Genomic DNA, 23,206 nt, shown 5'->3' on the forward strand with positions numbered 1-23,206 from the left:
CAGCCCCCTCGCGACGGGCGCAGCGCGGCCGCCCCGCCCCGCGACCTACAATCATCCCCTGATGACCGCAACCCTCGTCGCCAAAGATCTCGCCGCCGGCCACGGCGACCGCACCCTCTTCTCCGGTCTTGACCTGGTCGTCGCCCCCGGCGACGTCATCGGTCTGGTCGGGGCCAACGGAGCGGGGAAGTCCACGCTGCTGCGGCTCCTCGCGGGCCTGGACACCCCCGAGGGCGGTGAGCTGAGGCTCTCGCCGCCCACCGCGTCCGTGGGGCACCTGCCCCAGGAGCCGGAGCGCCGCACGGGCGAGACGATCCGTGCCTTCCTGGCCCGCCGCACCGGCGTCGCCGAGGCCCAGCGCGTCATGGACGAGGCCACGCAGGCGCTCGTCGACGGCGCCCCGGGCGCGGACGACGCGTACGCCACCAGCCTGGAGCACTGGCTGGCGCTCGGCGGCGCGGACCTCGACGAGCGCGCCGAGGAAGTCACCGACTCCCTCGGTCTCGCCGTGAGCCTTGACCAGCCGATGACGTCCCTGTCGGGCGGCCAGGCGGCCCGCGCGGGACTCGCCTCCCTCCTCCTCTCCCGGTACGACGTGTTCCTGCTCGACGAGCCGACCAACGACCTCGACCTGGCGGGCCTTGAGCGCCTGGAGAGCTTCGTACGGGGTCTGCGGGCCGGCACGGTCGTGGTCAGCCACGACCGCGAGTTCCTCACCCGCACGGTCACCAAGGTCCTCGAACTCGACCTGGCCCAACAGCAGATCAACCTCTACGGCGGCGGCTACGACGCGTACCTGGAGGAGCGGGAGACGGCCCGCCGGCACGCCCGCGACGACTACGAGGAGTACGCCGACAAGCGGTCCGCGCTCCAGGGCCGCGCGCAGATGCAGCGCGGCTGGATGGACAAGGGCGTCAAGAACGCCCGCCGCAAGGCGGGCGACAACGACAAGCTCGGCCGGAAGTTCCGCAGCGAGGCCAGCGAGAAGCAGGCCTCGAAGGCCCGTCAGACGCAGCGGATGCTGGAACGCCTCGACGTCGTCGAGGAGCCCCGCAAGGAGTGGGAGCTCCGGATGGAGATCGCGGCGGCCCCGCGCTCCGGCTCGGTCGTCGCGGGCCTGCGCGAGGCGGAGGTGCGCCGTGGCGCGTTCACGCTGGGCCCGGTCACCCTGCAGATCGACTGGGCGGACCGCGTGGCCATCACCGGGGCGAACGGCTCCGGCAAGTCGACGCTGCTCGCCGCCCTCCTGGAGCGCGTTCCGCTCGACGCGGGCCACGCGGCCCTGGGCTCGGGCGTCCTGGTGGGCGAGGTCGACCAGGCCCGCGCGCTGTTCCACGGCGAGGAGTCGCTGATGGACGCGTTCTGCGCCGCCGTACCGGACACGGAACCGGCCGAAGTCCGCACGCTGCTCGCCAAGTTCGGCCTGCGCGCGGACCACGTGCTGCGTTCGGCGGCCACCCTGTCGCCCGGCGAGCGGACCCGCGCGGCCCTCGCCCTGCTCCAGGGCAGAGGCGTCAACCTCCTGGTCCTCGACGAGCCGACGAACCACCTCGACCTGCCCGCGATCGAGCAGTTGGAGTCGGCCCTCGAGTCTTACGAGGGCACGCTGCTCCTCGTCACGCACGACCGCAGGATGCTCGACGCGGTCCGCGTGACGCGCCGCCTGGAGGTGGCGGAGGGCAAAGTGACCGAGCTGTCACTCTGAGAGCCCGTCTTCGACCTCCGCGACCTCCGCCGGGCCTTGTGGGCGTCAGCGCTGCTTGGGGTCCACGAGACCGGCCCGTCGCAGCGCCTCGGCCATCGCGTCGTTGGCGGGCGGCGGGCCCTTGCGCTGCGGCTTCTGCCCGCGCTGACCACCCCGCTGGCCCTGGCCCTGGCCACTGCCCTGACCGCCACTGCCCTGCCCGCCGCCGCCCTGCCGCTGCTGGGGCGGACGCCCCCCGCCCCGCTTCGGCTGCTCCCCGCCGGAGCCGGCCGCGGCAGGCTCGTCATCCAGGCGCAGCGTCAGCGAGATCCGCTTGCGCGGAATGTCGATGTCCATGACCTTCACCTTGACGATGTCGCCGGGCTTGACGACGTCGCGCGGGTCCTTGACGAAGGTCTTCGACATGGCGGACACGTGCACCAGACCGTCCTGGTGCACGCCCACGTCGACGAACGCCCCGAACGCGGCCACGTTGGTGACGACACCTTCGAGCACCATCCCGCCGGCCAGGTCGGAGATCTTCTCCACGCCGTCCTTGAAGGTCGCCGTCTTGAAGGCGGGCCGCGGGTCGCGTCCGGGCTTCTCCAGCTCCTTCAGGATGTCCGTGACCGTGGGCAGGCCGAAGACCTCGTCCACGAACTCGTCCGCCTTCAGCGAGCGCAGCGCGCCCGTGTTGCCGATCAGTGAACCGACCGCGCCGCCCGCCGACTTCACCATCTTGCGCACCACGGGGTACGCCTCCGGGTGCACGCTGGAGGCGTCCAGCGGGTCGTCGCCGCCGCGGATGCGGAGGAAGCCCGCGCACTGCTCGTAGGCCTTCGGGCCGAGCCGGGAGACGTCCTTGAGGCCCTTGCGGTTCTTGAACGGCCCGTTCGTGTCGCGGTGCGTCACGATGTTCTCCGCGAGGCCCGCGCCGATGCCGGAGACCCGGGCGAGGAGCGGGGCGGAGGCGGTGTTCACGTCGACTCCGACGCCGTTCACACAGTCCTCGACGACCGCGTCGAGAGAGCGCGAGAGCTTCATCTCCGACAGGTCGTGCTGGTACTGGCCGACGCCGATCGACTTCGGGTCGATCTTCACCAGTTCGGCCAGCGGGTCCTGCAGGCGCCGGGCGATGGAGACCGCGCCGCGGATCGACACGTCGAGGTCGGGCAGCTCCTGGGAGGCGAAGGCCGACGCGGAGTACACGGAGGCGCCCGCCTCGGAGACCATCACCTTCGTGAGGTTCAACTCGGGGTGCTTGTCGATGAGTTCGGCGGCGAGCTTGTCGGTCTCGCGCGACGCCGTGCCGTTCCCGATGGCGATCAGGTCGACCGCGTGCTCCTTCGCCAGCTTCGCGAGCGTGGCCAGGGACTGGTCCCACTTGTTGGCGGGGACGTGCGGGTGGATCGTGTCGGTCGCGACGACCTTGCCGGTGGCGTCGACGACGGCCACCTTCACGCCCGTACGGAATCCGGGATCCAGGCCCAGCGTCGCGCGCGTGCCCGCGGGCGCCGCGAGCAGCAGGTCGCGCAGGTTCGAGGCGAAGACCCGCACCGCCTCGTCCTCGGCGGCGGTCCGCAGCCGCAGTCTCAGGTCGATCCCGAGGTGGACGAGGATCCGGGTCCGCCAGGACCAGCGCACCGTGTCCTGCAGCCACTTGTCGCCGGGCCTGCCGCGGTCGGCGACCCCGAAGCGGTGGGCGACGATGCCCTCGTACGAGGACGGGGTCCCCGGCGTGGCGGCGGGCTCCTCGGGCTCCAGGGTGAGGTCGAGGGCCTCTTCCTTCTCGCCGCGCAGCATGGCGAGGACGCGGTGCGAGGGGAGCTCGGTGAAGGGCTCGGCGAAGTCGAAGTAGTCGGCGAACTTGGCGCCCGCCTCCTCCTTGCCCTCGCGGACCTTGGCGGCGAGGCGGCCGCGCACCCACATGCGCTCACGCAGCTCGCCGATGAGGTCGGCGTCCTCCGAGAACCGCTCGGCGAGGATCGCCCGGGCGCCGTCGAGGGCGGCCTGCGGGTCGGCGACGCCCTTGTCGGCGTCCACGAACGCGGCGGCCGCGGCCTGCGGTTCCACGGTCGGGTCGGAGAGCAGCCCATCGGCCAGCGGCTCAAGGCCCGCCTCGCGGGCGATCTGCGCCTTCGTGCGCCGCTTCGGCTTGAAGGGCAGGTAGATGTCCTCCAGGCGCGCCTTGGTGTCCGCTTCGCGGATCCGCGTCTCCAGCTCGTCGGTGAGCTTGCCCTGTTCGCGGACCGAGTCGAGGATGGCGGCCCGCCGGTCCTCCAGCTCGCGCAGGTAGCGCAGCCGCTCTTCGAGCGTGCGCAGCTGCGCGTCGTCGAGCATCTCGGTCGCTTCCTTGCGGTAGCGCGCGATGAAGGGCACCGTGGACCCGCCGTCGAGCAGGTCGACGGCGGCCTTCACCTGCCGCTCCCGTACGCCGAGCTCCTCGGCGATCCTGCCTTCGATGGTCGCAGGGGTGGACGTCTTCAAAGCTGCCACGTTCCGGTACCGCCTTCTCGCTGAGGTTGCCGGGCAATTGTGGCAGGTGGCGCCGACAGAGGGTGATCAGACCCGGCGGGTCCGCCCCGAACGGCCGGGCCGCCGGCCGGTGCTCCGCCCGCCCCGCCCCGCGGAACGGGAGGCTCCGCCGAACAGCCGCGCCACGGCCCGGAACGGCAGGGTGACCACGGTGGCGATGGCACCCGCGATCTGGCGCAGTACGTCCGCTATGGCACGGAACATGGGTGTCCCCTCTCGTCTCCGGGCGCGGCCGGTGTGCCGGCCCGGAGACGTCCGGGTACCTCGGTGCGGCGAAGCCATGCCCGGAAGTGCGGCGGAGCCATGCCGCAAGGGCGGCCAAGCCGTGCCGGACCGGCCGTCAGCGCTTGCCGAGCAGGTCCGCGGGGAACGCCCCGGCCTGCAGCGCGGTCCCGGTGATCAGGGTGCCGAGTTCCGTCAGCCGCTCGACGCCCGCGGCGCCCAGGTGCTCGTAGGGCGCCCGGTCGAGGCGGTCCGTCTCGGCCTCGACGTCCCGGCGCAGCGCCGCACCGGCCTCCGTCAACTCGCCCTCGCCGTCGAGGAGTCCGCGGCCGCGCAGCCGCTGCACCGCGGCGTCCCACTCCTCCTGGTTCCAGCCCCGGGTGGCGAAGACCCACTTCGGGCGGGTGCCCTTGCCGGTGGCGGCGTGGGTCACCATGGCCTCCAGGCCGTCGAGTTCGGCGGAGAGCAGTACGGCCAGGTGGCCGTCGCCGCGGTGTTCGCGAAGGAGCGTCGCCGCGTGCCAGTACGCGAGGTGCGGCTCGTCGGGGACGGGCAGGTCGGCGTGCGCGGAGTAGAGGGGGCGGGCGCCGCGGCTGCAGGCCTCGGTGGCGCGCAGCGCGAGACCGGCGGCCTCCGCCATCTCGGGTGAGCCGACGAGCTCGTCGCCGAGGAGCCGGCGCAGCGTCGTGTCGACGGCGCGCAGGCGTGCGCCGCGCACCTCCGCGGGGACGGCGGTCTTCCACACCTCGGGCACGTGCGCCGCGACGAGCTCGTACTTGTAGTTGTAGAAGGTGGCGGCCACGGTCCCGGGGCCGACGGCGCCCAGGGCCGCCGCGCGCAGGGCGAAGTTGACCGCCGCGGGGTGCGTCACGCCGAACGTGGCCATCTCCCGGGCGGCGTCGGGCGAGAAGTAGTGCGTCGAGTGCAGCGCGTTGAGCACGCTGTGACAGCGGCGTCCCGCGCGCGGGGGCAGCGCCGCGGCCGTGGGGGAGGTCGTCGAAGAGGTCATGGGTGCACGGTACCTACTGGTTGGTATGTCCTCCGTAGGGAGCCCTCGCGAAGGGCCCTCCCGAGGCGATCCGATGGCAGGATCCGATGGCAGGAAAGGTGGGGAACTCGTCATTGCGGCCATCGCGGGCCGGGCGAAGAATCAGGGCATGGAGCAGCGAACCGTCCTGGTCGTCCTCTTCGACGACGTCCAGAGCCTCGACGTCACGGGCCCCGTGGAGGTCTTCGCGGGGGCCGGGCCCAGCCTCGGCGACCCGGAGAGCGGCTATCGCGTCCGCACCGCCTCCCTGGACGGCGCTCCCGTGCGCACGTCCAGCGGCCTCACCCTGGTCCCGGACTCGACCCTGGCCGACGCACCCGCGGCGCACACCCTGCTGGTGCCCGGCGGTCCCGGCACCCGGCCCGCCGACCCGGCTCTGACCGACTGGCTGCGCACTCACGGCCCGCGCGCGGAGCGCCTCGTCTCGGTCTGCACCGGTGCCATCCGGCTCGCCGAGGCGGGCCTCCTGGAGGGGCGCCGCGCGACGACGCACTGGGCCTACTGCGAGAAGCTGGCCAGGGACCATCCGGGAATCGACGTCGACCCGGACCCCATCTACGTGCGCGACGGCCGGGTGGCGACGTCCGCGGGGGTCACCGCGGGCATCGACCTGGCCCTCGCGCTGGTCGAGGAGGACTTCGGCCGTGCGGTGGCGCTGACCATCGCCCGGCACCTCGTGGTCTTCCTGCGGCGCCCGGGCAACCAGGCGCAGTTCAGCGTGCAGCTCGCCGCGCAGACCGCGCGGCGTGAGCCGCTGCGCGAGGTCCAGCAGTGGATCACCGAGCATCCGGCCGACGACCTGTCGGTCGAGGCGCTCGCCGTCCGCGCCCGGCTCTCGCCCCGGCACTTCGCCCGCGCCTTCCAGGCGGACACGGGGTCCACCCCGGGCAAGTACGTCGAGCGCGTCCGCATCGAACACGCCCGCCGTCTCCTGGAGGACACCGACGACGGGGTCGAACAGGTCTCGCGCGCCAGCGGCTACGGCACTCCGGAGGCCATGCGCCGCGCCTTCGTCAAGACGCTCGGCGCGGCCCCGGCCGAGTACCGCCGCCGTTTCCACCCCGCGCCGCTCGTACCGGCCGGGACACCCACCAGTCACACCGACCGATAGGGACACCATGCAGATCGCCATCGCCCTGTACGAGCGCTTCACCGTCCTGGACGCCATAGGCCCCTACCAGACCCTGAACTCCCTGCCGGGTTACGAGACCGTCTTCGTGGCCGAGCAGGCGGGACCGGTGCGTGACGACAGCGGCTCCCTCGCCCTCGTCGCCGACAAGACCTTCGACGAGGTGCGGAGCCCCGACATCGTGGTGGTGCCCGGCGGCCCTGGGCAGAGCGACCAGATGGAGAACGAGGCGCTCCTGGACTGGCTGCGCACGGTCGACGCCACGAGCACCTGGACGACTTCGGTGTGCACCGGCTCCCTCGCCCTGGCCGCCGCGGGCCTCCTCAAGGGCCGCCGCGCCACCTCGCACTGGTGCGCCCTGGGCGAGCTGGAGCGGCTCGGCGTCGAGCCGACGGGGGAGCGGGTCGTCTTCGACGGCAAGTACGTCACGGGGGCCGGCGTCTCCGCGGGCATCGACATGGGCCTGACCCTGGCGGGCCGGATCGCGGGCGACGAGCACGCGCAGAGCGTCCAGCTGATGACCGAGTACGACCCCCAGCCGCCCTACGACGCCGGGTCCCCCGAGAAGGCGCCCGCGCACATCGTCGCGAAGTTCCGCGACCGGAGCCGCTTCGAGCAGTAGGCGCCCGGCCCGGCGCCTCAGTCGCCCGGTACGGCCCAGATGAAGCGCGGCGGCCTGCGCTCCAGGAAGGCGGCGACACCCTCAGCGGTGTCGCCGCTGGCGCGTGCCTGCTCGGCCCAGTACCCGTCCCGGTCCGTGCGCCCGGCCACGAACTCCTTCGCCGCCGCCTGGGTGAGCCGCGAGCGCGCCGTGAGGGTCCCGGCGAAATCGGCGACCCGCTTGTCGAGGCCGCCGGGCGGAAGCACCTCGTCCACAAGACCGGTGCGCAGCGCCCGGTCCGTGTCGATCAACTCCCCTGAGAAGAGCAGGTACTTGGCGGTGGAGGGACCCACGAGCGAGACCAGGCGCCGGGTGGACGACGCCGGGTAGACGATGCCCAGCTTGGCCGGTGTGACGCCGAAGGAAGCGCCCTCTTCGGCGAACCGCAGGTCGCACGCGCCCGCCAGCTGGGCGCCGCCGCCCACGCAGTAGCCGCGCACCGCGGCGAGCGTCGGCTTGGGAAAGGCCGCCAGGGCTTCCTCGGCCCGCACCGCGAGGTCCTGCGCCGCGCCCGGCGACTCGCGCAGCGTCGAGATGTCGGCTCCCGCGCAGAAGGTGTCGCCCGCGCCGGTGAGCATGACGGCGCGCACGGCCGGGTCGGCGGCGAGGGCCGCGAAGAGCGGCGGTACCTGGCCCCACATGTCCGCGGTCATGGCGTTGCGCTTGGCCGGATGGTCGATGAGGACGGTGGCGACGCCGTCCGTGACGGCGTGCCTCAGCTGCGGCTCCATGCGCCGGATGCTATCCGTACCCCTCGAACGTACGATCAAGAAGGGGTGGGACGGAAGCGAGAGGGAGACGCTGATGGCCGGACGCAGGGACGCCAGACCCACCGGGCCCACCGGACCCGCCGAGCCAGGGACCGGCAGAGCCGGAGCCCAGGGCGCCCGGGTCAGCCGCAGCTTCGGCTGGCTCGCGCTGCTCGGCGTGATCCTCGCCGTCGCCGGGCTCGTCGGCCTCGTCTACACCGGTGTGGCCACGCTGACCTCGATGCTCCTGTTCGGCTGGCTGCTGCTCGTCGGCGGCGTCGTGGGTCTGCTGCACGCCGTCCAGTCGCGGGGCACCAGCTTCTTCTGGCTGGGCGTGGTGGTCGCCGCGCTGAACCTCGCGGCGGGTGTCGTGATCATCCGCAGGCCGGACGTGGCGGCGGAGGCGCTGACCATGTTCGCGGCCCTGCTCTTCCTCACGGGCGGGGTGTTCCGCCTGGTCGGCAGCCTCGTGGTGCGCGGCCCGCAGTTCGCCCTGACCCTTCTGCAAGGCGCTTTCGGGCTGTTGATCGGCATTCTGGTCCTCGCCGAGTGGCCCAGCAGTAGCCAGTACGTGATCGGGTGCTTCTTCTCGCTGGCGCTGCTCTTCGACGGCCTCGGCCTGATCGCCACGGGCATCGGAGGGCGCCGCATCGTCAGCCTCGTACAACCTGAAGAACAATTGAAACCGAAACAACAGGGGCAGGATCAGTCGCACAACTGACGGTGTCATACGCCACCGATCAAATCCCGTCGATAGTCGCTGACTTCTGGTCAGCGAGGTGGTCCGGGCCGGAGCGTTGCCAACACTCAAGGTGTGGCGACAATCGAGCGCAAGGGCGGCGACCGGACGATGGAGAGCGGCGGGAGGCGGCCCGGCTTACTCCCCGGCGACGATGGACCACTGCCCTATGAGGGCGTATGGCGCTTCACCGCACCCGCCGTCGACGCCTCCGTGCCCCAGGCGCGGCACGCCGTGCGCGACCTACTGGCCCGGCAGGGCGTGCCGGCCCCGGACGACCTCGTCCACGGCCTGCTGCTCATCGTCTCCGAGCTGGTCACCAACGCGGTGCGGCACGCGGCCCTGCTCTCGCCGATGCTCGCGGTGGAGATCGCGGTCGGCGCCGAGTGGGTGCGGGTGTCCGTCGAGGACAATCACCCCTACCGCCCGACGGCCCTCGTGGCGGACCACGGCCAGACGGGCGGCAGGGGACTTCTCCTCGTCCGCGAGATCACCGAGGAGGCGGGCGGCGCCTGCGACGTCGAGCACACCGCGAGCGGGGGCAAGGTCATCTGGGCGGCGCTGCCCCTCAAGCCGGGCGACTAGCGCGCAGTGGCACCGAGGCGCCTCAGGAACCGGCCGAGACCGGTGAGTCGGTCCTGTCGCCCACCGAGTCCTGGGTGGCGGCCTTCGGTATGGCCCGGTCCTCGCGCAGCGCGTTCCAGACCTGGTGAGAGGCCTTGTCCAGCGGCTTGACCCGGCCCGCGTCCTGCGCGTCGTAGGTGACCGGCATCGTCACCATGTCGGTGCGCTCGGGGCTGATGCCCTTCAGCTCCTTGGCGAGGCCGAGGAGCTTGTCCGCGGAGGCCAGGTCGGAGTCGGCGCTGACGGTCTTGGTCGCGGTGTCCGCCAGGTCGTAGGACTTGCCGGGGTCGCTGAGCGGGTCGACGGTGTTGGCGCGGTGGATCAGGGCCTTGATGAAGGCCTGCTGCAGCTGGATGCGGCCGAGGTCACTGCCGTCACCGACGCCGTGCCGGGTGCGGACGAGCGCCAGCGCCTGCTTGCCCTTCAGCGTGTGCTTGCCGGGCGTGAGCGAGAGACCGCTGTTGTGGTCCTTGACGGCCTTGTGGGTGGTGATGTCCACGCCGCCGAGCTCGTCGATGAGCTTCTGGAACCCCTTGAAGTCGACTTCGAGGTAGTGGTCCATACGGACGCCGGACATCTTCTCGACCGTCTTGACGGTGCAGGCGGGCCCGCCCACCTGGTAGGACGAGTTGAACATGGCCTGCTGGGCGCCCGCCGCGCCGCCGCCGTGGGGCTGTGCGCACTGGGGCCGCTGGACCATCGTGTCCCGCGGAATGCTGACGACCGAGGCCTTCTTGTGGGTCTTGTCGACGTGCAGGACCATCGCCGTGTCGGCACGGGCCCCGCTGACGCCACTGCCGTACTCGCCGTGCGTTCCCGCGCGGGAGTCGGAGCCGAGCAGGAGGATGTTCATCGATCCGTCGCGCTGCTCGGCGGGCCGGTCCTTGCCCAGGGCGGCGTCCACGTCCGTGCCCTGGATGTTGCCGTTGAGGTGCTGCCAGGCGTAGGCGACGCCTCCGCCACCGACGATGACCGCGCCCAGGGCGCCCCACGCGACGTAGCGCAGAGCTTTCTTCCGGGGCTTGCGTCGGGAGCGGCGTACCCGCGCGGGCCCGTACTCGGGCGCCGGGGGGCCGTCGGCCGGGTGCGCCGTGTGCTCGTTCCCGCTGTCGTGCGGCATGCGCTGACTCTCCTCGTCGACCGGGGGGCTGCTCAGTAGGCGGAGTCGACGTTGTCGATGGAGCCGTACTTGTCGGCGGCGTAGTTGGCGGCCGCGGTGATGTTGGCGACCGGGTCGGTCAGGGTGTTTGCGGTGCCGTCGACGTGGTAGGCGTCGAAGGTCGGCTGGATGACCTGCAGCAGGCCCTTGGACGGGGTGCCGTTCTGCGCGTTGACGTCCCAGCCGTTCTGGGCGTTCGGGTCACCGGCGGACTCGCGCATGATGTTGCGGTGCAGGCCCTCGTAGGAACCGGGGATGTTCTTCGACTTCATGATGTCGAGGGACTCGCGGATCCAGCCGTCGAGGTTGTCGGCGTGCGGCTTCTTGGCGGCCTGCGCCTGCGAGGCCGCCGTGCTGACCTTGGCCGGCTCCGCGGCGTGCGCGGCGGAGGGCGCCATCGTGAGGGCCGCTGCCGCGGCACCGGCGGTGGCTATGCCGGCGACGGAGAACTTGCGGAAGCGGGCGGCACGGTTAGGCGTCTGGGTCGTGGCCATGCGGGGATAACTCCTCAGTGGGGACGTGTGGGGCTCGATCGGAAGCGGGCGTCTGAGCCCGGTGGGGATCCGGGAGCCCCGGAGACCTCAGCCAGAGTTAGGGGTGCCCGGGGCTTGGCGCAATGGTGTGACGTACTACCCCGGTACGCAGACGTCCCCGGGCAAAGCGGACCGTATCCACGCCCCGGCCCCCGGCCGTCGCCCCCGCCCCGCTACTACCGTCCTTAGCATGTGACGTGGCCCCTATGAGTGGGCTCACAGCCCCCGGCCCCGCAAGGTGGCCTGGGTCACCGACATGGCGACGGCCCGGACGGCTTTCGCCGGCCCGAGCCGTCTCCCGGGTCTCCCCGGTGCTGTGTCCCCCGTGGTGCCGGGGCGTCGTCCCCTGTGGCGCCTAGGCGCCGGTCTCCGAGCGGTCACCGCCCCAGAGCGTGTGGAACGACCCCGCACGGTCGACCCGCCGGTAGGTGTGCGCGCCGAAGAAGTCCCGCTGGCCCTGGGTGAGCGCGGCGGGCAGCCGCTCGGCGCGCAGCCCGTCGTAGTACGCGAGCGCCGCCGCGAAGCCCGGCGTGGGCACGCCCTGCGTGGTCGCGGCGACCAGCACGGCCCGCCAGTCGTCCTGCGCCCCCGCGATCTCGTCCGCGAAGCCCTTGTCCGACAGAAGCGAGACCAGGCCGGGCTGCGCCTCGTAGGCGGCGGTGATCCGGTCGAGGAACGCCGCCCGGATGATGCAGCCGCCGCGCCAGATGCGGGCCACCGCGCCCAGGTCGATGTCCCAGTCGTACGTCTCGCTGCCCGCGGCGATCTGGTGGAAGCCCTGCGTGTACGACACGATCTTCGAGGCGTACAGCGCCTGCTCGACCCGGTCGGCGAAGGCACCGGCTTCCGTTTCGCTCAGGGCCTTCGCCGTGGGGCCCGCAAGCTCCTTCGACGCGGCGCGCAGGTCGGCGTGGCCCGACAGCGAGCGGGCGAACACCGCCTCGGCGATGCCCGACACCGGCACGCCCAGGTCCAGCGCGATCTGCACCGTCCAGCGCCCGGTGCCCTTCTGCTCGGCCTGGTCCTGGACGACGTCCACGAAGGGCTTGCCGGTGGCGGCGTCCACGTGGGAGAGGACCTCCGCCGTGATCTCGATCAGATACGAGTCGAGGCGGCCCGTGTTCCACGTACGGAAGACGTCGGCGATCTGCGCGGGGGAGTACCCGGCCACGTCCCGCAGCAACTGATAGGCCTCGCCGATGAGTTGCATGTCGGCGTACTCGATGCCGTTGTGCACCATCTTCACGAAGTGACCGGCGCCGTCCGGGCCGACGTGCGTCACGCACGGGGCGCCGTCCTTCGCCTTCGCGGAGACCTTCTCCAGCATCGGGCCGAGCGAGGCGTACGACTCGGTGCTGCCGCCGGGCATGATGCTCGGCCCGTGCAGCGCGCCCTCCTCGCCGCCGGAGACGCCGGTGCCGACGAAGTGGATGCCCTGCTCGCGCAGCTCCTTCTCGCGGCGCCGGGTGTCGGCGAAGTGCGCGTTGCCACCGTCGACGATCATGTCGCCGGGTTCGAGGAGCGGCGCGAACTCCTTGATCACCGCGTCGGTCGGCTCACCGGCCTTCACCATGATCACGAGGCGTCGCGGCCGTTCGAGGGCGGCCACGAAGTCCTCGGCGGACTCGGTCGGCACGAAGATGCCCTCCTCACCGAACTCCCGCACCAGGTTGTGGGTGCGGGAGGCGGTGCGGTTGTGGAGGGCGACCGCGTACCCGTTGCGGGCGAAGTTGCGGGCGAGGTTGCGCCCCATGACGGCGAGGCCCGTGACCCCGATCTGGGCTGTAGTGCTCATGCCTGTCGCTCCTGGGAAGAGGGGTGGAACGCCGTTGTCCGGCGCGGCGGCTGCCGCACATGGTGCCCTCTTCCCGGGCAGCGTGGGCGTAAAGACGGGCTCTGGGGCGTGCGCGTGGCGCGCCGCTCAGTTGCCGGTCGTCACGTGGACGTAGTCGACGACGAGTCGCTGGGGGAACGAGGTGCTGCCGTTCGGGTCGCCTGGCCAGTAGCCGCCGACCGCGAGGTTGAGGATGAGGAAGAAGGGCTTGTCGAAGACCCAGCGGTTGCCGTTCAGGTCGGCCGGGGTGCGGGTCTGGTAGACGGTGCCGTCCACGGACCAGCTGACGCGGTTCGGCGACCAGTCCACGGCGAACGTGTGGAACTTGTCCGCGAACGCCTGGCCGCCGGGCAGCGTGTAACCCGCGCCGATCCCGCCCGAACCGGAGTAGCCGGGGCCGTGCAGGGTCCCGTGCACGGTGCTCGGTTCGAAGCCGACGTTCTCCATCACGTCGATCTCGCCGCTGTTCGGCCAGCCCACGCTGCCGATGTCGGCGCCGAGCATCCAGAAGGCGGGCCACATGCCCTGGCCGCGCGGCACCTTCATGCGGGCCTCGACGTGGCCGTAGGTCTGGGTGAACTTGCCCGCGGTGTTCAGCCGGGCCGAGGTGTACTCGCACCTGCCGTACCAGCACTGGTAGTTGCCGGGATTCTCCTTGCGGGCGGTGATGACCAGGTTGCCCTGGCCGTCGAGCGCCGCGTTCTTGTTGCCCGAGGTGTAGTACTGCCGCTCGTGGTTGTTGACGTTGTCGCCCGTCTCGATCTGCCACTTGGAGCCGTCGACCGCCGACCCGGCGGGGCCGTTGAAGTCGTCGGTGAACGAGGCGGCCGCGGCCGCCGGTGCGGTGGCGGGGGAGCGGGGCGGGGGCTCGGCGGAGGCCGAGGGGAGCACGGCGAGGCTCGCGGCGCCGCAGGCAAGGGCGAGCGCGCAGAGCTTGGTGCGGCGGCGGGGGGAGGTGTGCACTGTCATCACATCGCTTCGCGTGGGGGCGGTGGCGGGTGGGGCATGCGCATGACAAATTACGATCAAGAACTGAACGCGGCGAGGAAACGCCGCGTTCACTTTGTTCAGTACTTGATTTAAGGCCGACGCCCAGGCCGCGTCAAGGAGTTGGTGCGGACCAACCGCGTCCCGCGTGGACGCGTGCCCCCGTCACCAGCGAACCGCCGTGCGGGCCTACCAGCCCGCGGCGGGGCCGGTCAGCTCCTTGACCGCGGGCCGGGCCGCGTCGAGCACGGTCATGAACCAGGCGGAGAACGGCTCCCGCTCGTGCCGCTCGGCCAGCTCCGCGGCCGTCACGAACGCGGTCCCGCCGATCTCCTCGGGATCCGGGCTCAGCGGAGCCTGCACCATGCCCACGAAGAGGTGGTTGAACTCCTGCTCCACGAGCCCCGAGTCCGGGTCCGGGTGGTTGTAGCGCACCGTGCCCGCCTCGGCGAGCAGCGACGGCGAGACCCCGAGCTCCTCGTACGTACGCCGGGCGGCCGCCGCGAACGGGGCCTCGCCCGGATAGGGGTGGCCGCAGCAAGTGTTCGACCAGACGCCGGGGGAGTGGTACTTGCCGAGAGCGCGCTGCTGGAGCAGCAGGCGCCCCTGCTCGTCGAAGAGGAAGACGGAGAACGCCCGGTGCAGCTGCCCGGGCGCCTGGTGCGCGGAGAGTTTCTCCGCCGTGCCGATCGTCCTGCCGTCCTCGTCGACGAGTTCGAGCAAGATCGCTTCTCCGGCGCCGTTCGACGATTCGTTCGCCGCGGTGGCAGGTGTGATCGGCATACGCATCCTTCGCTTCGGTCTTCGAGCCCCAAGTCTGCCGTACGTTCCGGACGCCCCCGGCACTCCGGGGACCCGCATGTCCCGCCGGGCCGGAGCACGGCGGGACCCGCGGAGGGCGCTCCCGGGGGAGCGCCCGGTGGGGCGATCAGACGCCGAAGGCGGCCGGATACTGGATCGTGCCCCGCGGCAGCCCCGCGGAATCGTCGGATCCATCGAGTACGAGTGCCATCATCGCCTCATCGGGAACCTCGAAACCTGGCCGGATTCCGTACCCGGAAGCGGGCTCGAAACCGAACCGCGGATAGTACGAGGGGTGCCCGAGCACGACGACGAGCCGCTCCCCACGCGCGCGTGCCGCATCGAGCAGGGCCCGGACGACCGCCGACCCCGCCCCCGTCCGCTGGTACGCGGGCAGTACGGCCACGGGGGCGAGTGCCAGTGCGGGCGCCCCGCCCACCAGACAGCGGGTGAGCAGCGCGTACGCGGCCACGGCACCGTTGGGCGCCTCGGCGACGTACGACAGGCCCGGCAGCCAGGCCCCGGGGTCGGCGCGCAACGCGTCGACCAGGTCGGCCTCCGCCTCGGTCTCGAAGGCGGCCGCGTTCACGGCGTGCACCGCGGCGACGTCCGACGCGGTCTCCGGCCGGGTCGGCCAGGAGTCCGTGGGACGCAGGACGTAGCCCGTGTATCCGAACTCCGTCCCGTGCTCGCGCCGCATCGCGATCTCCTCGCGGGTGGCGGCGAGCGCCTCGGCCATGCCGGGAGTGCTCGGGTCCGCCGCGTCCGCGCGGGCGGCCAGCGGCCCGTAGTACTCGTCCCAGTCGGACTCGGGCTGCGCGTGCACGCCGAGCACGGAGTACCCGGCGCCGGTCGAGGCCCGGAGGTTCTCCTCGCCGGTACGGAGGGCGTAGTGCCGCTCCCAGAAGGCGCGGGCCGCGGCGGAGGGCTCGCCCGTCGTCCACTCGCACTCGGTGAGGACGAGCGCCCCGCCCGGAGCGAGCAGCCGCCGCCAGCCGCGCAGCGCGCTGTCGAAGCCGATGGAGTAGGCCGAGCTCTCGGCCCAGACCAGGTCGAACGAGCCGTCCGGGAAGGGGAGTTCGGCCATGTCGGCATGGAGGGCGGTGATCGAGTCGGTGAGCCCGAGCGCCCGCGCGGACGCGCGGAGCTCGTCGAGGAACGGCTCGTGCAGATCGACGGCGGTCACCTCGGCGCCGGCCTCGGCGGCGAGGAGGAGCGCGGCCCGGCCGGGGCCGCAGCCCAGGTCGAGGACGCGCGGCCGCGCGGGCAGCGCGCCCGCGAGGGCGAGCAGCCGCCGGGTGGTGGCATCGGAGCCGGGGCCCTGCCGGTCGAGCCCGTGGTGCAGGGCGAAGAAGGCACGGATGAGCGAAGTGTTGTCGGTCAACGTGGGAAACCCTTGAGTGGGGGACCCGCGGACGTGACGAGCGTCAGACGCGAGCCCGGGAAGTGGGGATGCACGTGTCGCCGCGCGGAGCAGCGTCGGCCGCGACAGTCATCAACCCACCTCCAGGGAACTCAAGAACTCCGGCCACGGTAACACCGGCCGTGACCCCGGCGTACGGAGCCGGGCTCAGTGGCAGAGCTTCGCCTCGTGCTCCGCGTGTCCGCTCGGTTCCAGCTGGAAGGTGCAGTGCTCGACGTCGAAGTGGTCGCCCAGGCAGCCCTGCAGCTCGTGCAGCATCTTCTCGTGGCCGATCGAGTCGAGGGTGGAGGAGCTCACCACGACGTGTGCGGAGAGCACGGGCATGCCCGAGGTGATGGTCCAGGCGTGCAGGTCGTGGACCTCCTCGACGCCCGGCAGACCGAGTATGTGGGCCCGCACCTCCGCCATGTCGACCCCCTGGGGAGCCGACTCAAGGAGCACGTTGAGGGTCTCCTTCAGGAGCTTGACCGTACGCGGGACGATCATGAGGCCGATGACGAGCGAGGCGATCGGGTCGGCGGCCTGCCACCCGGTGAGCATGATCACGGTGGCCGCGATGATGACCGTGACCGAGCCGAGGGTGTCCGCGACGACCTCCAGGAAGGCACCCCGCACGTTGAGGCTGTCCTGCTGGCCGCGCATCAGCAGTGACAGCGAGATCATGTTCGCGACGAGACCGAAGACGCCGAAGTAGATGGCGAGACTGCCCTCGGTCTGCGCGGGCGTGATGAACCGCTCGACCGCCTCGTACAGCACGTAACCGCCGACGCCGAGCAGCAGCAGACAGTTGGCGAGCGCGGCGAGTATCTCCGCGCGGGCATAGCCGAAGGTGCGGTTCTCGGTCGGCGGCCTGTTCGCGAAGTGAATCGCGAGCAAAGCCATGCCGAGGCCCAGGGCGTCCGTGGCCATGTGTGCCGCGTCCGCGACGAGTGCGAGCGAGTCCGCCATGAGGCCGCCCACGATCTGCGCCACCATGATCGTGACCGTGATAATGAGGGCGATGCGGAGCCGACCCTTGTAGGCGTTGGCCGCCGTCCCCGTGGCCGGTACCCCGTGCGTGTGTCCGTGATCGTGCCCAGCCCCCATGGAGCCGCCTCCCCAGTGGTCGTCGGTCCTGCCGTTCGCTGGTCGCGCTGCCACAGTGAACTACGGGTGGGGGGTACCTGGCAACGCGGCACTGAACACCGTTGTCATCTCCCTGACCTGCGAAAATGGCAACGATTGCCGTCTGGGGGAGGGGTGCAGGTCAGGGAGTCGCGACGATCAGTCGCGGTGCGCTCCGGGGTGGTGCAGACACCATCCCGCCCAGGCGGACTCGACCATCTCGCGCACCCCGCGCCGCGCCGTCCAGCCGAGCTCCTCGGCCGCCCGGCGGGCGTCGGCCACGGCGCGCGGCGCGTCACCGGCGCGGGCCGGTTCCACGAGGGCGGGACGGGTGTCCCCGCTCACCTCGCCGATGAGGGTGACGAGTTCGCGTACGGAAACACCGTGCCCCCGCCCGATGTTCACCGTCAGATCACCCTCGGCGCCCGCCGCGAGCCTGCGGGCCGCCGCGAGGTGGGCCTCGGCGAGGTCGCAGACGTGCACGTAGTCGCGGACGCAGGTGCCGTCCGGCGTCGGATGGGTGTCACCGAAGATCCGCGGCGCCTCGTCGCGCCGCAGCCGGTCGAAGACCATCGGGATCACGTTGAAGATCCCGGTGTCCGCGAGTTCGGGCGACGCGGCGCCCGCCACGTTGAAGTAGCGCAGACAGACGGTCCCGATGCCGTGCGCCCGCCCGGCCGCCCGCACCAGCCACTCTCCGGCGAGCTTCGTCTCTCCGTAGGGGCTGACCGGGACGCAGGGGGTGTCCTCCCCTACGAGGTCGGCGTCCGGCGGATCGCCGTACACCGCGGCCGACGAAGAGAACACGAACCGCTTGATGCCTGCCTCGGCCACCGCTTCGAGCAGCGTCGTCAGGCCACCCAGGTTCTCCCGGTAGTAGCGCAGCGGCTGCTCCACCGACTCCCCGACCTGCTTGCGGGCCGCGAGATGCACCACACCGGTGACCCCGTGCTCGGCGAAGACCCGGCGCAGCAGCGCCCCGTCCAGCGAGGACCCCTTCACGAGGGGCATGTCCGCGGGCAGCCGCTGCGGTACGCCCGACGAGATGTCGTCCAGTACGACGACGCCCTCCCCGGCACCGGCCATGACCCGCGCCACATGGGCCCCGATGTATCCCGCTCCACCTGTGATCAGCCATGTCATGGGCGCCCACCCTAAGCGAACACGCCGCGGGGACAGCTGGTCGCTATGCGGGCAAGCCGGGCGCGGGGCGGGCGCGGTTTGTGACTGCGGCCCCCCATCCACCATGATGATCGCCAAGGCCGAGGCCCTCGCAGGCCGCTCTGAGAGCCTGTGTCATAACCCCGGCCGGGTGGTCGTCGTCTGGCACGCACGCTCGCCGCGTTGCCGAAACGCCCTAGTAGCTCCGCTACGAGGGAGTTCCGGCGCCTTGCGATCGCACGCACCAGACGACGCCCACTGATCCGGCCGGGGTTATGACACAGGCTCTTATCGGGGCGTGAACGGGTGATGAACGCCCGCTTCCCATCATCCGATAGCCTCAGCCGACGTGCCGCCCGGCCGCCATGGCCAGGGGCGCTCCCCTTACGCATGTGCCCGGCGCGAGCCGCGCCGGTACTCAAGGAGTGAGTTCGTCTGTCGACCGCCATCCTCACCGGTCAGCCGGTCCCCGGGTCGCCACTCGAAGGTGATCTGCGGTCCCTGGGCTTCGACGTGCGGGTCGCCTCCGACGCGGCGGACGTCGAGACGCTGCTTGCCGCCGTGCCGGGTGACCAGCGGATCGCGGTCGTCGACGCGCGCTTCGTCGGTCACGTCCACGCCCTGCGCCTCGGCCTCACCGACCCCCGCTTCGCCGCCAGTGCCGTCCCCGGCGCCGTCACGGCCAAGCCGGAGGCCCGCACGGAACTGACGCGCGCCCTGCGGGCGACCGCCGGGACCGCGGGCGGCGTCGTGACGCTCGACGCGCTCCCGCACGACATCGCGACGGCCATGGAGTCCGGCGCCGCCGACGTGCACCGCCCCGACCTCGGCACCCTCGTCGCCACCGTGCCCAGCGATCCGCAGGCCCGCAACGAGGCACGCCAGGCCGTCGCCGCCGTCGACGACGAGGCCGTCCGCCTGCGCACCGCGGTCAAGTCGCGCGACGGCTTCTTCACGACGTACTGCATCTCCCCCTACTCGCGCTACCTCGCCCGCTGGTGCGCCCGCCGGGGCCTCACCCCGAACCAGGTCACCACCGCCTCGCTGCTCACCGCCCTGATAGCGGCGGGCTGCGCGGCGACCGGCACCCGCGGCGGCTTCGTCGCGGCGGGCCTGCTGCTCCTCCTCTCCTTCGTCCTGGACTGCACGGACGGGCAGCTCGCCCGCTACTCCCTGCAGTACTCGACGCTGGGCGCCTGGCTGGACGCGACGTTCGACCGTGCCAAGGAGTACGCGTACTACGCGGGCCTCGCGCTCGGCGCGGCCAACGCCAACGGCGACGACGTGTGGGCGCTCGCGCTCGGCGCGATGGTCCTGCAGACCTGCCGGCACGTCGTGGACTTCTCCTTCAACGAGGCGAATCACGACGCGACCGCCAACACCAGCCCCACCGCGGCCCTTTCGGACAAGCTCGACAGCGTCGGGTGGACGGTCTGGCTGCGCCGGATGATCGTGCTGCCCATCGGCGAGCGCTGGGCGATGATCGCCGTGCTCACCGCGCTGACCACTCCGCGCATCACCCTCGTCGTCCTGCTCATCGGCTGCGCGCTCGCCGCCTGCTACACCACGGCGGGACGCGTCCTGCGCTCCCTGACCCGCAAGGCGACCCGCACCGACCGCGCCGCGCACGCCCTCGAAGAGCTCGCCGACAACGGCCCGCTCGCCGACGCCTTCGCCGCCCTCAGGCTCCGGGTCACCTGGCTGCGGCCCGCCCCGGTCCTCGCCTTCGTCGGCGGAGCCGTCGTCGTAGCCGTGGCCCTGACCGCGCCCTACGGCGGCCCCGCCGTCGTGGCCGCCGCCGCGCTCTACGTCGCCCTGTCGGGCCTCGCCCTGATCATGCCGCTCAAGGCGCCCCTGGACTGGCTCGTCCCGCCGTTCTTCCGCGCGGCCGAATACGGCACGATCCTGGTACTGGCGGCCAGAGCCGACGTGAACGGAGCGCTTCCGGCAGCTTTCGGGCTCGTGGGCGCGGTCGCCTACCATCACTACGACACGGTGTACCGCATCAAGGGCGGCACCGGCGCGCCCCCGCGCTGGCTGGTGCGGACGATCGGCGGCCAGGACGGCAGGACCCTCGTGGTCGTGCTTGCCGCGGCCCTGCTGCCCGCCACAGATTTCACCGTCGCGCTCACGGCACTCGCCGTGGCCGTGGCACTCGTGGTGCTCGTCGAGAGCATCAGCTTCTGGGTGACCGCTCACAAGCGTGGCGCACCCGCCGTACACGATGAAGGAGAACCCGCATGATCGGCCTCGTCCTTGCCGCAGGCGCCGGACGGCGTCTTCGTCCCTACACGGACACGCTGCCCAAGGCTCTGGTGCCCGTCGACGGGGAGACCACGATCCTCGACCTGACGCTCGGCAACTTCGCCGAGATCGGTCTGACCGAGGTCGCGATCATCGTCGGCTACAAGAAGGAGGCCGTCTACGAGCGCAAGGCGGCGCTCGAGGCGAAGTACGGCCTCAAGATCACCCTGATCGACAACGACAAGGCCGAGGAGTGGAACAACGCCTACTCCCTGTGGTGCGGCCGTGACGCCATCAAGCACGACGTGATCCTCGCCAACGGCGACACCGTGCACCCGGTCTCCGTCGAGAAGACGCTGCTCGCCGCGCGCGGCAACGGCCAGAAGATCATCCTCGCCCTCGACACGGTGAAGAACCTCGCCGACGAGGAGATGAAGGTCATCGTCGACGACGCCAAGGGCGTGCAGCGCATCACCAAGCTGATGGACCCCTCCGAGGCCACCGGCGAGTACATCGGCGTCACCCTCATCGAGGGCTCCGCCGCCGACGAGCTCGCCGACGCCCTGAAGACCACCTTCGAGCGCGACCCCGACCTCTACTACGAGGACGGCTACCAGGAGCTCGTCAACCGCGGCTTCAAGGTGGACGTGGCCCCGATCGGCGACGTCACGTGGGTCGAGATCGACAACCACGACGACCTCGCCAAGGGCCGGGAGATCGCGTGCCAGTACTGACGAGGCTCATCCCCTCGCCGGTCGTCGTCGACATCCGGTCGGGGGCGCTCGACGACTTGGCCGGTGTCCTCGCCGACCAGCGGATCTGCTCGTCGACCGGCAAGCTCGCCATCGCCATCAGCGGCGGCTCGGGCGCGGTGCTCCGCGAGCGGCTGATGCCCTCGCTGGGCGGCGCGGAGTGGTTCGAGGTCGGTGGCGGCACGCTGGACGACGCCATCAAGCTCGGTGAGGACATCAGGAAGTCGGGCCGCTACGACGCGATCGTCGGCCTCGGCGGTGGCAAGATCATCGACTGTGCCAAGTTCGCCGCGGCGCGCGTCGGCCTGCCGCTGGTCGCCGTCGCGACGAACCTGTCGCACGACGGCCTCTGCTCGCCGGTCGCGACCCTCGACAACGACGCGGGGCGCGGCTCGTACGGCGTGCCGAACCCCATCGCGGTCGTCATCGACCTCGATGTGATCCGTGAGGCGCCCGTCCGGTTCGTCCGTTCCGGCATCGGCGACGCGCTGTCCAACATCTCCGCGATCGCCGACTGGGAGCTCGCCGCCCGCGAGCGCGGCGAGGACATCGACGGCCTCGCGGCCGCCATGGCCCGCCAGGCCGGCGAGGCCGTGCTCCGCCACCCCGGCGGCGTCGGCGACGACGGATTCCTCCAAGTGCTCGCCGAGGGTCTGGTCCTCACCGGTATCGCCATGTCGATCTCGGGCGACTCCCGCCCGGCATCCGGCGCCTGCCACGAGATCAACCACGCCTTCGACCTCCTCTTCCCCAAGCGCGCCGCCAGCCACGGCGAGCAGTGCGGCCTCGGCGCGGCGTTCGCGATGCACCTGCGCGGTGCCCGCGAGGAGTCGGCGTTCATGGCCTCGGTGCTGCGCAGGCACGGTCTCCCCGTGCTGCCGGAGGAGATCGGCTTCACCGTGGACGAGTTCGTCCAGGTCGTGGAGTTCGCTCCGCAGACCCGGCCGGGCCGCTACACGATCCTCGAACACCTCGACCTGTCCACCGACCAGATCAGGGACGCATACGCCGACTATGCAAAAGCCATCGGTAGCTGAGCTCCGCCCGGTTGTTCACCCCCCGGGGGTGAAGGACCGGCGGAGCGGCGAACACTGGGCCGGCCGGCTCTACATGCGCGAGGTCTCCCTGCGCATCGACCGGCACCTGGTGAACACGAAGGTCACGCCCAACCAGCTGACCTACGTGATGACCGTGGCCGGCGCCCTCGCCGCCCCGGCTCTGCTGGTGCCGGGGATCACGGGCGCCGTGCTCGGTGTGCTCGCGGTCCAGCTCTATCTTCTGCTCGACTGCGTCGACGGCGAGATCGCCCGCTGGAAGAAGCAGTACTCGATGGCCGGGGTCTACCTGGACCGGGTCGCCGCCTATCTGTGCGACGCCGCCGTCCTGGTCGGCTTCGGTCTGCGGGCCGCCGACATCTGGGGCTCGGGGCGCATCGACTGGCTGTGGGCCTTCCTTGGCACGCTTGCCGCACTCGGCGCGATCCTGATCAAGGCCGAGACCGACCTCGTCGGCGTCGCCCGACACCAGACGGGCAAGGAGCCGGTGAAGGAGTCCGCGGCCGAGCCGCGCTCCTCCGGCATGGCGCTGGCCCGCAGGGCCGCCGCCGCGCTGAAGTTCCACCGGCTGATCCTCGGCGTCGAGGCGTCGCTGCTGATCCTGGTCATCGCGTTCGTGGACCAGGCCCGGGGCGACCTGTTCTTCTCCCGCCTCGGCGTGGCCGTCCTCGCGGGCATCGCGCTGCTGCAGACCCTGCTCCACCTCGTATCCATCCTCGTATCGAGCAGGTTGAAGTGAGCACCCCGGCACAGAATCCGAAG

At 71.6% G+C, this 23,206-nt stretch carries 20 protein-coding genes and 1 pseudogene; 9 read left to right on the forward strand and 12 right to left on the reverse strand.

The annotated features are described in order from the left end of the window. Positions 1-61: 61 nt before the first annotated feature. Positions 62-1,705, forward strand: coding sequence for an ABC-F family ATP-binding cassette domain-containing protein (locus ABZ953_RS25100; RefSeq protein ID WP_361727553.1), 1,644 nt, complete (start codon positions 62-64; stop codon positions 1,703-1,705). Positions 1,706-1,750: 45 nt separating this feature from the next. Here ABZ953_RS25100 and ABZ953_RS25105 read toward each other — a convergent pair whose 3' ends face one another. From ABZ953_RS25105 to ABZ953_RS25115, 3 genes and pseudogenes are all read right to left on the reverse strand, one after another. Next, positions 1,751-4,180: a Tex family protein gene (locus tag ABZ953_RS25105; RefSeq protein WP_361727555.1), complete on the reverse strand. Its 2,430-nt coding sequence runs from the start codon at positions 4,178-4,180 to the stop codon at positions 1,751-1,753. Positions 4,181-4,291: 111 nt separating this feature from the next. Next, a pseudogene (locus ABZ953_RS25110) lies at positions 4,292-4,423 on the reverse strand (LPFR motif small protein); the annotation flags it as partial. A gap of 136 nt (positions 4,424-4,559) precedes the next feature. After that, positions 4,560-5,450 (reverse strand): hypothetical protein, encoded by an 891-nt coding sequence (locus ABZ953_RS25115; RefSeq protein ID WP_361727557.1) that lies wholly within the window; start codon positions 5,448-5,450, stop codon positions 4,560-4,562. Positions 5,451-5,598: 148 nt separating this feature from the next. Here ABZ953_RS25115 and ABZ953_RS25120 point away from each other — a divergent pair, with 148 nt between their 5' ends. Together ABZ953_RS25120 and ABZ953_RS25125 are read left to right on the forward strand one after the other, a co-directional pair. Further along, on the forward strand, positions 5,599-6,600 hold the full coding sequence (locus tag ABZ953_RS25120) for a GlxA family transcriptional regulator (RefSeq protein WP_361727559.1): 1,002 nt from the start codon (positions 5,599-5,601) through the stop codon (positions 6,598-6,600). Positions 6,601-6,607: 7 nt separating this feature from the next. Continuing rightward, the gene (locus ABZ953_RS25125; RefSeq protein WP_361727561.1) at positions 6,608-7,240 is read left to right on the forward strand and encodes a DJ-1/PfpI family protein; all 633 of its coding nucleotides are present in this window, start codon (positions 6,608-6,610) and stop codon (positions 7,238-7,240) included. A 17-nt stretch (positions 7,241-7,257) separates the two neighbouring features. Here ABZ953_RS25125 and ABZ953_RS25130 read toward each other — a convergent pair whose 3' ends face one another. Next, positions 7,258-8,010 (reverse strand): enoyl-CoA hydratase-related protein, encoded by a 753-nt coding sequence (locus ABZ953_RS25130; protein WP_361727563.1) that lies wholly within the window; start codon positions 8,008-8,010, stop codon positions 7,258-7,260. 73 nt (positions 8,011-8,083) lie between these two features. Here ABZ953_RS25130 and ABZ953_RS25135 point away from each other — a divergent pair, with 73 nt between their 5' ends. Together ABZ953_RS25135 and ABZ953_RS25140 are read left to right on the forward strand one after the other, a co-directional pair. Then, positions 8,084-8,749: a DUF308 domain-containing protein gene (locus ABZ953_RS25135; RefSeq protein WP_361727565.1), complete on the forward strand. Its 666-nt coding sequence runs from the start codon at positions 8,084-8,086 to the stop codon at positions 8,747-8,749. A 93-nt stretch (positions 8,750-8,842) separates the two neighbouring features. Continuing rightward, entirely contained in the window at positions 8,843-9,352 is a 510-nt protein-coding gene (locus ABZ953_RS25140) for an ATP-binding protein (protein ID WP_361727567.1), read from the forward strand. A 22-nt stretch (positions 9,353-9,374) separates the two neighbouring features. Here ABZ953_RS25140 and ABZ953_RS25145 read toward each other — a convergent pair whose 3' ends face one another. The 8 genes from ABZ953_RS25145 to galE form a co-directional block, all read right to left on the reverse strand. Continuing rightward, on the reverse strand, positions 9,375-10,511 hold the full coding sequence (locus ABZ953_RS25145; protein ID WP_361727569.1) for an LCP family protein: 1,137 nt from the start codon (positions 10,509-10,511) through the stop codon (positions 9,375-9,377). Positions 10,512-10,543: 32 nt separating this feature from the next. Next, complete coding sequence (locus ABZ953_RS25150; protein WP_361727571.1) at positions 10,544-11,044, reverse strand: transglycosylase SLT domain-containing protein; 501 nt, start codon at positions 11,042-11,044, stop codon at positions 10,544-10,546. A 394-nt stretch (positions 11,045-11,438) separates the two neighbouring features. Continuing rightward, positions 11,439-12,878 (reverse strand): NADP-dependent phosphogluconate dehydrogenase, encoded by a 1,440-nt coding sequence (gene gndA / locus ABZ953_RS25155; RefSeq protein ID WP_361727573.1) that lies wholly within the window; start codon positions 12,876-12,878, stop codon positions 11,439-11,441. Positions 12,879-13,004: 126 nt separating this feature from the next. Beyond that, positions 13,005-13,886 carry a glycoside hydrolase family 16 protein gene (locus ABZ953_RS25160; RefSeq protein WP_361727575.1) on the reverse strand — a complete coding sequence of 294 codons (882 nt, stop codon included), beginning with the start codon at positions 13,884-13,886 and terminating at the stop codon, positions 13,005-13,007. A gap of 207 nt (positions 13,887-14,093) precedes the next feature. Continuing rightward, positions 14,094-14,687: an isopentenyl-diphosphate Delta-isomerase gene (gene idi / locus ABZ953_RS25165; protein ID WP_361727577.1), complete on the reverse strand. Its 594-nt coding sequence runs from the start codon at positions 14,685-14,687 to the stop codon at positions 14,094-14,096. Positions 14,688-14,832: 145 nt separating this feature from the next. Then, positions 14,833-16,089 carry a GNAT family N-acetyltransferase gene (locus ABZ953_RS25170; RefSeq protein WP_361727579.1) on the reverse strand — a complete coding sequence of 419 codons (1,257 nt, stop codon included), beginning with the start codon at positions 16,087-16,089 and terminating at the stop codon, positions 14,833-14,835. A gap of 186 nt (positions 16,090-16,275) precedes the next feature. Continuing rightward, a complete protein-coding gene (locus ABZ953_RS25175; protein ID WP_361727581.1) occupies positions 16,276-17,214 on the reverse strand; it encodes a cation diffusion facilitator family transporter in 939 nt (312 codons plus the stop codon). Positions 17,215-17,391: 177 nt separating this feature from the next. Further along, positions 17,392-18,375 (reverse strand): UDP-glucose 4-epimerase GalE, encoded by a 984-nt coding sequence (gene galE, locus ABZ953_RS25180; protein WP_361727583.1) that lies wholly within the window; start codon positions 18,373-18,375, stop codon positions 17,392-17,394. Between the two features lie 453 nt (positions 18,376-18,828). On the opposite strand from galE, the gene ABZ953_RS25185 reads away from it, so the two are divergent. The 4 genes from ABZ953_RS25185 to ABZ953_RS25200 are packed head-to-tail and all read left to right on the forward strand — an operon-like array spanning position 18,829 to position 23,183. Further along, complete coding sequence (locus tag ABZ953_RS25185) at positions 18,829-20,637, forward strand: DUF5941 domain-containing protein (protein ID WP_361727757.1); 1,809 nt, start codon at positions 18,829-18,831, stop codon at positions 20,635-20,637. Continuing rightward, positions 20,634-21,371 carry a phosphocholine cytidylyltransferase family protein gene (locus ABZ953_RS25190; RefSeq protein WP_361727585.1) on the forward strand — a complete coding sequence of 246 codons (738 nt, stop codon included), beginning with the start codon at positions 20,634-20,636 and terminating at the stop codon, positions 21,369-21,371. The genes ABZ953_RS25185 and ABZ953_RS25190 overlap by 4 nt, the downstream gene beginning before the upstream one ends. Next, a complete protein-coding gene (locus ABZ953_RS25195; protein ID WP_361727587.1) occupies positions 21,359-22,426 on the forward strand; it encodes an iron-containing alcohol dehydrogenase family protein in 1,068 nt (355 codons plus the stop codon). The genes ABZ953_RS25190 and ABZ953_RS25195 overlap by 13 nt, the downstream gene beginning before the upstream one ends. Beyond that, the gene (locus ABZ953_RS25200; RefSeq protein WP_079074470.1) at positions 22,404-23,183 is read left to right on the forward strand and encodes a CDP-alcohol phosphatidyltransferase family protein; all 780 of its coding nucleotides are present in this window, start codon (positions 22,404-22,406) and stop codon (positions 23,181-23,183) included. The genes ABZ953_RS25195 and ABZ953_RS25200 overlap by 23 nt, the downstream gene beginning before the upstream one ends. Positions 23,184-23,206: the final 23 nt, after the last annotated feature.

Origin of the sequence: Streptomyces sp. NPDC046465 (assembly GCF_040646035.1) — a bacterium.
Classification (GTDB): Bacteria; Actinomycetota; Actinomycetes; order Streptomycetales; family Streptomycetaceae; genus Streptomyces.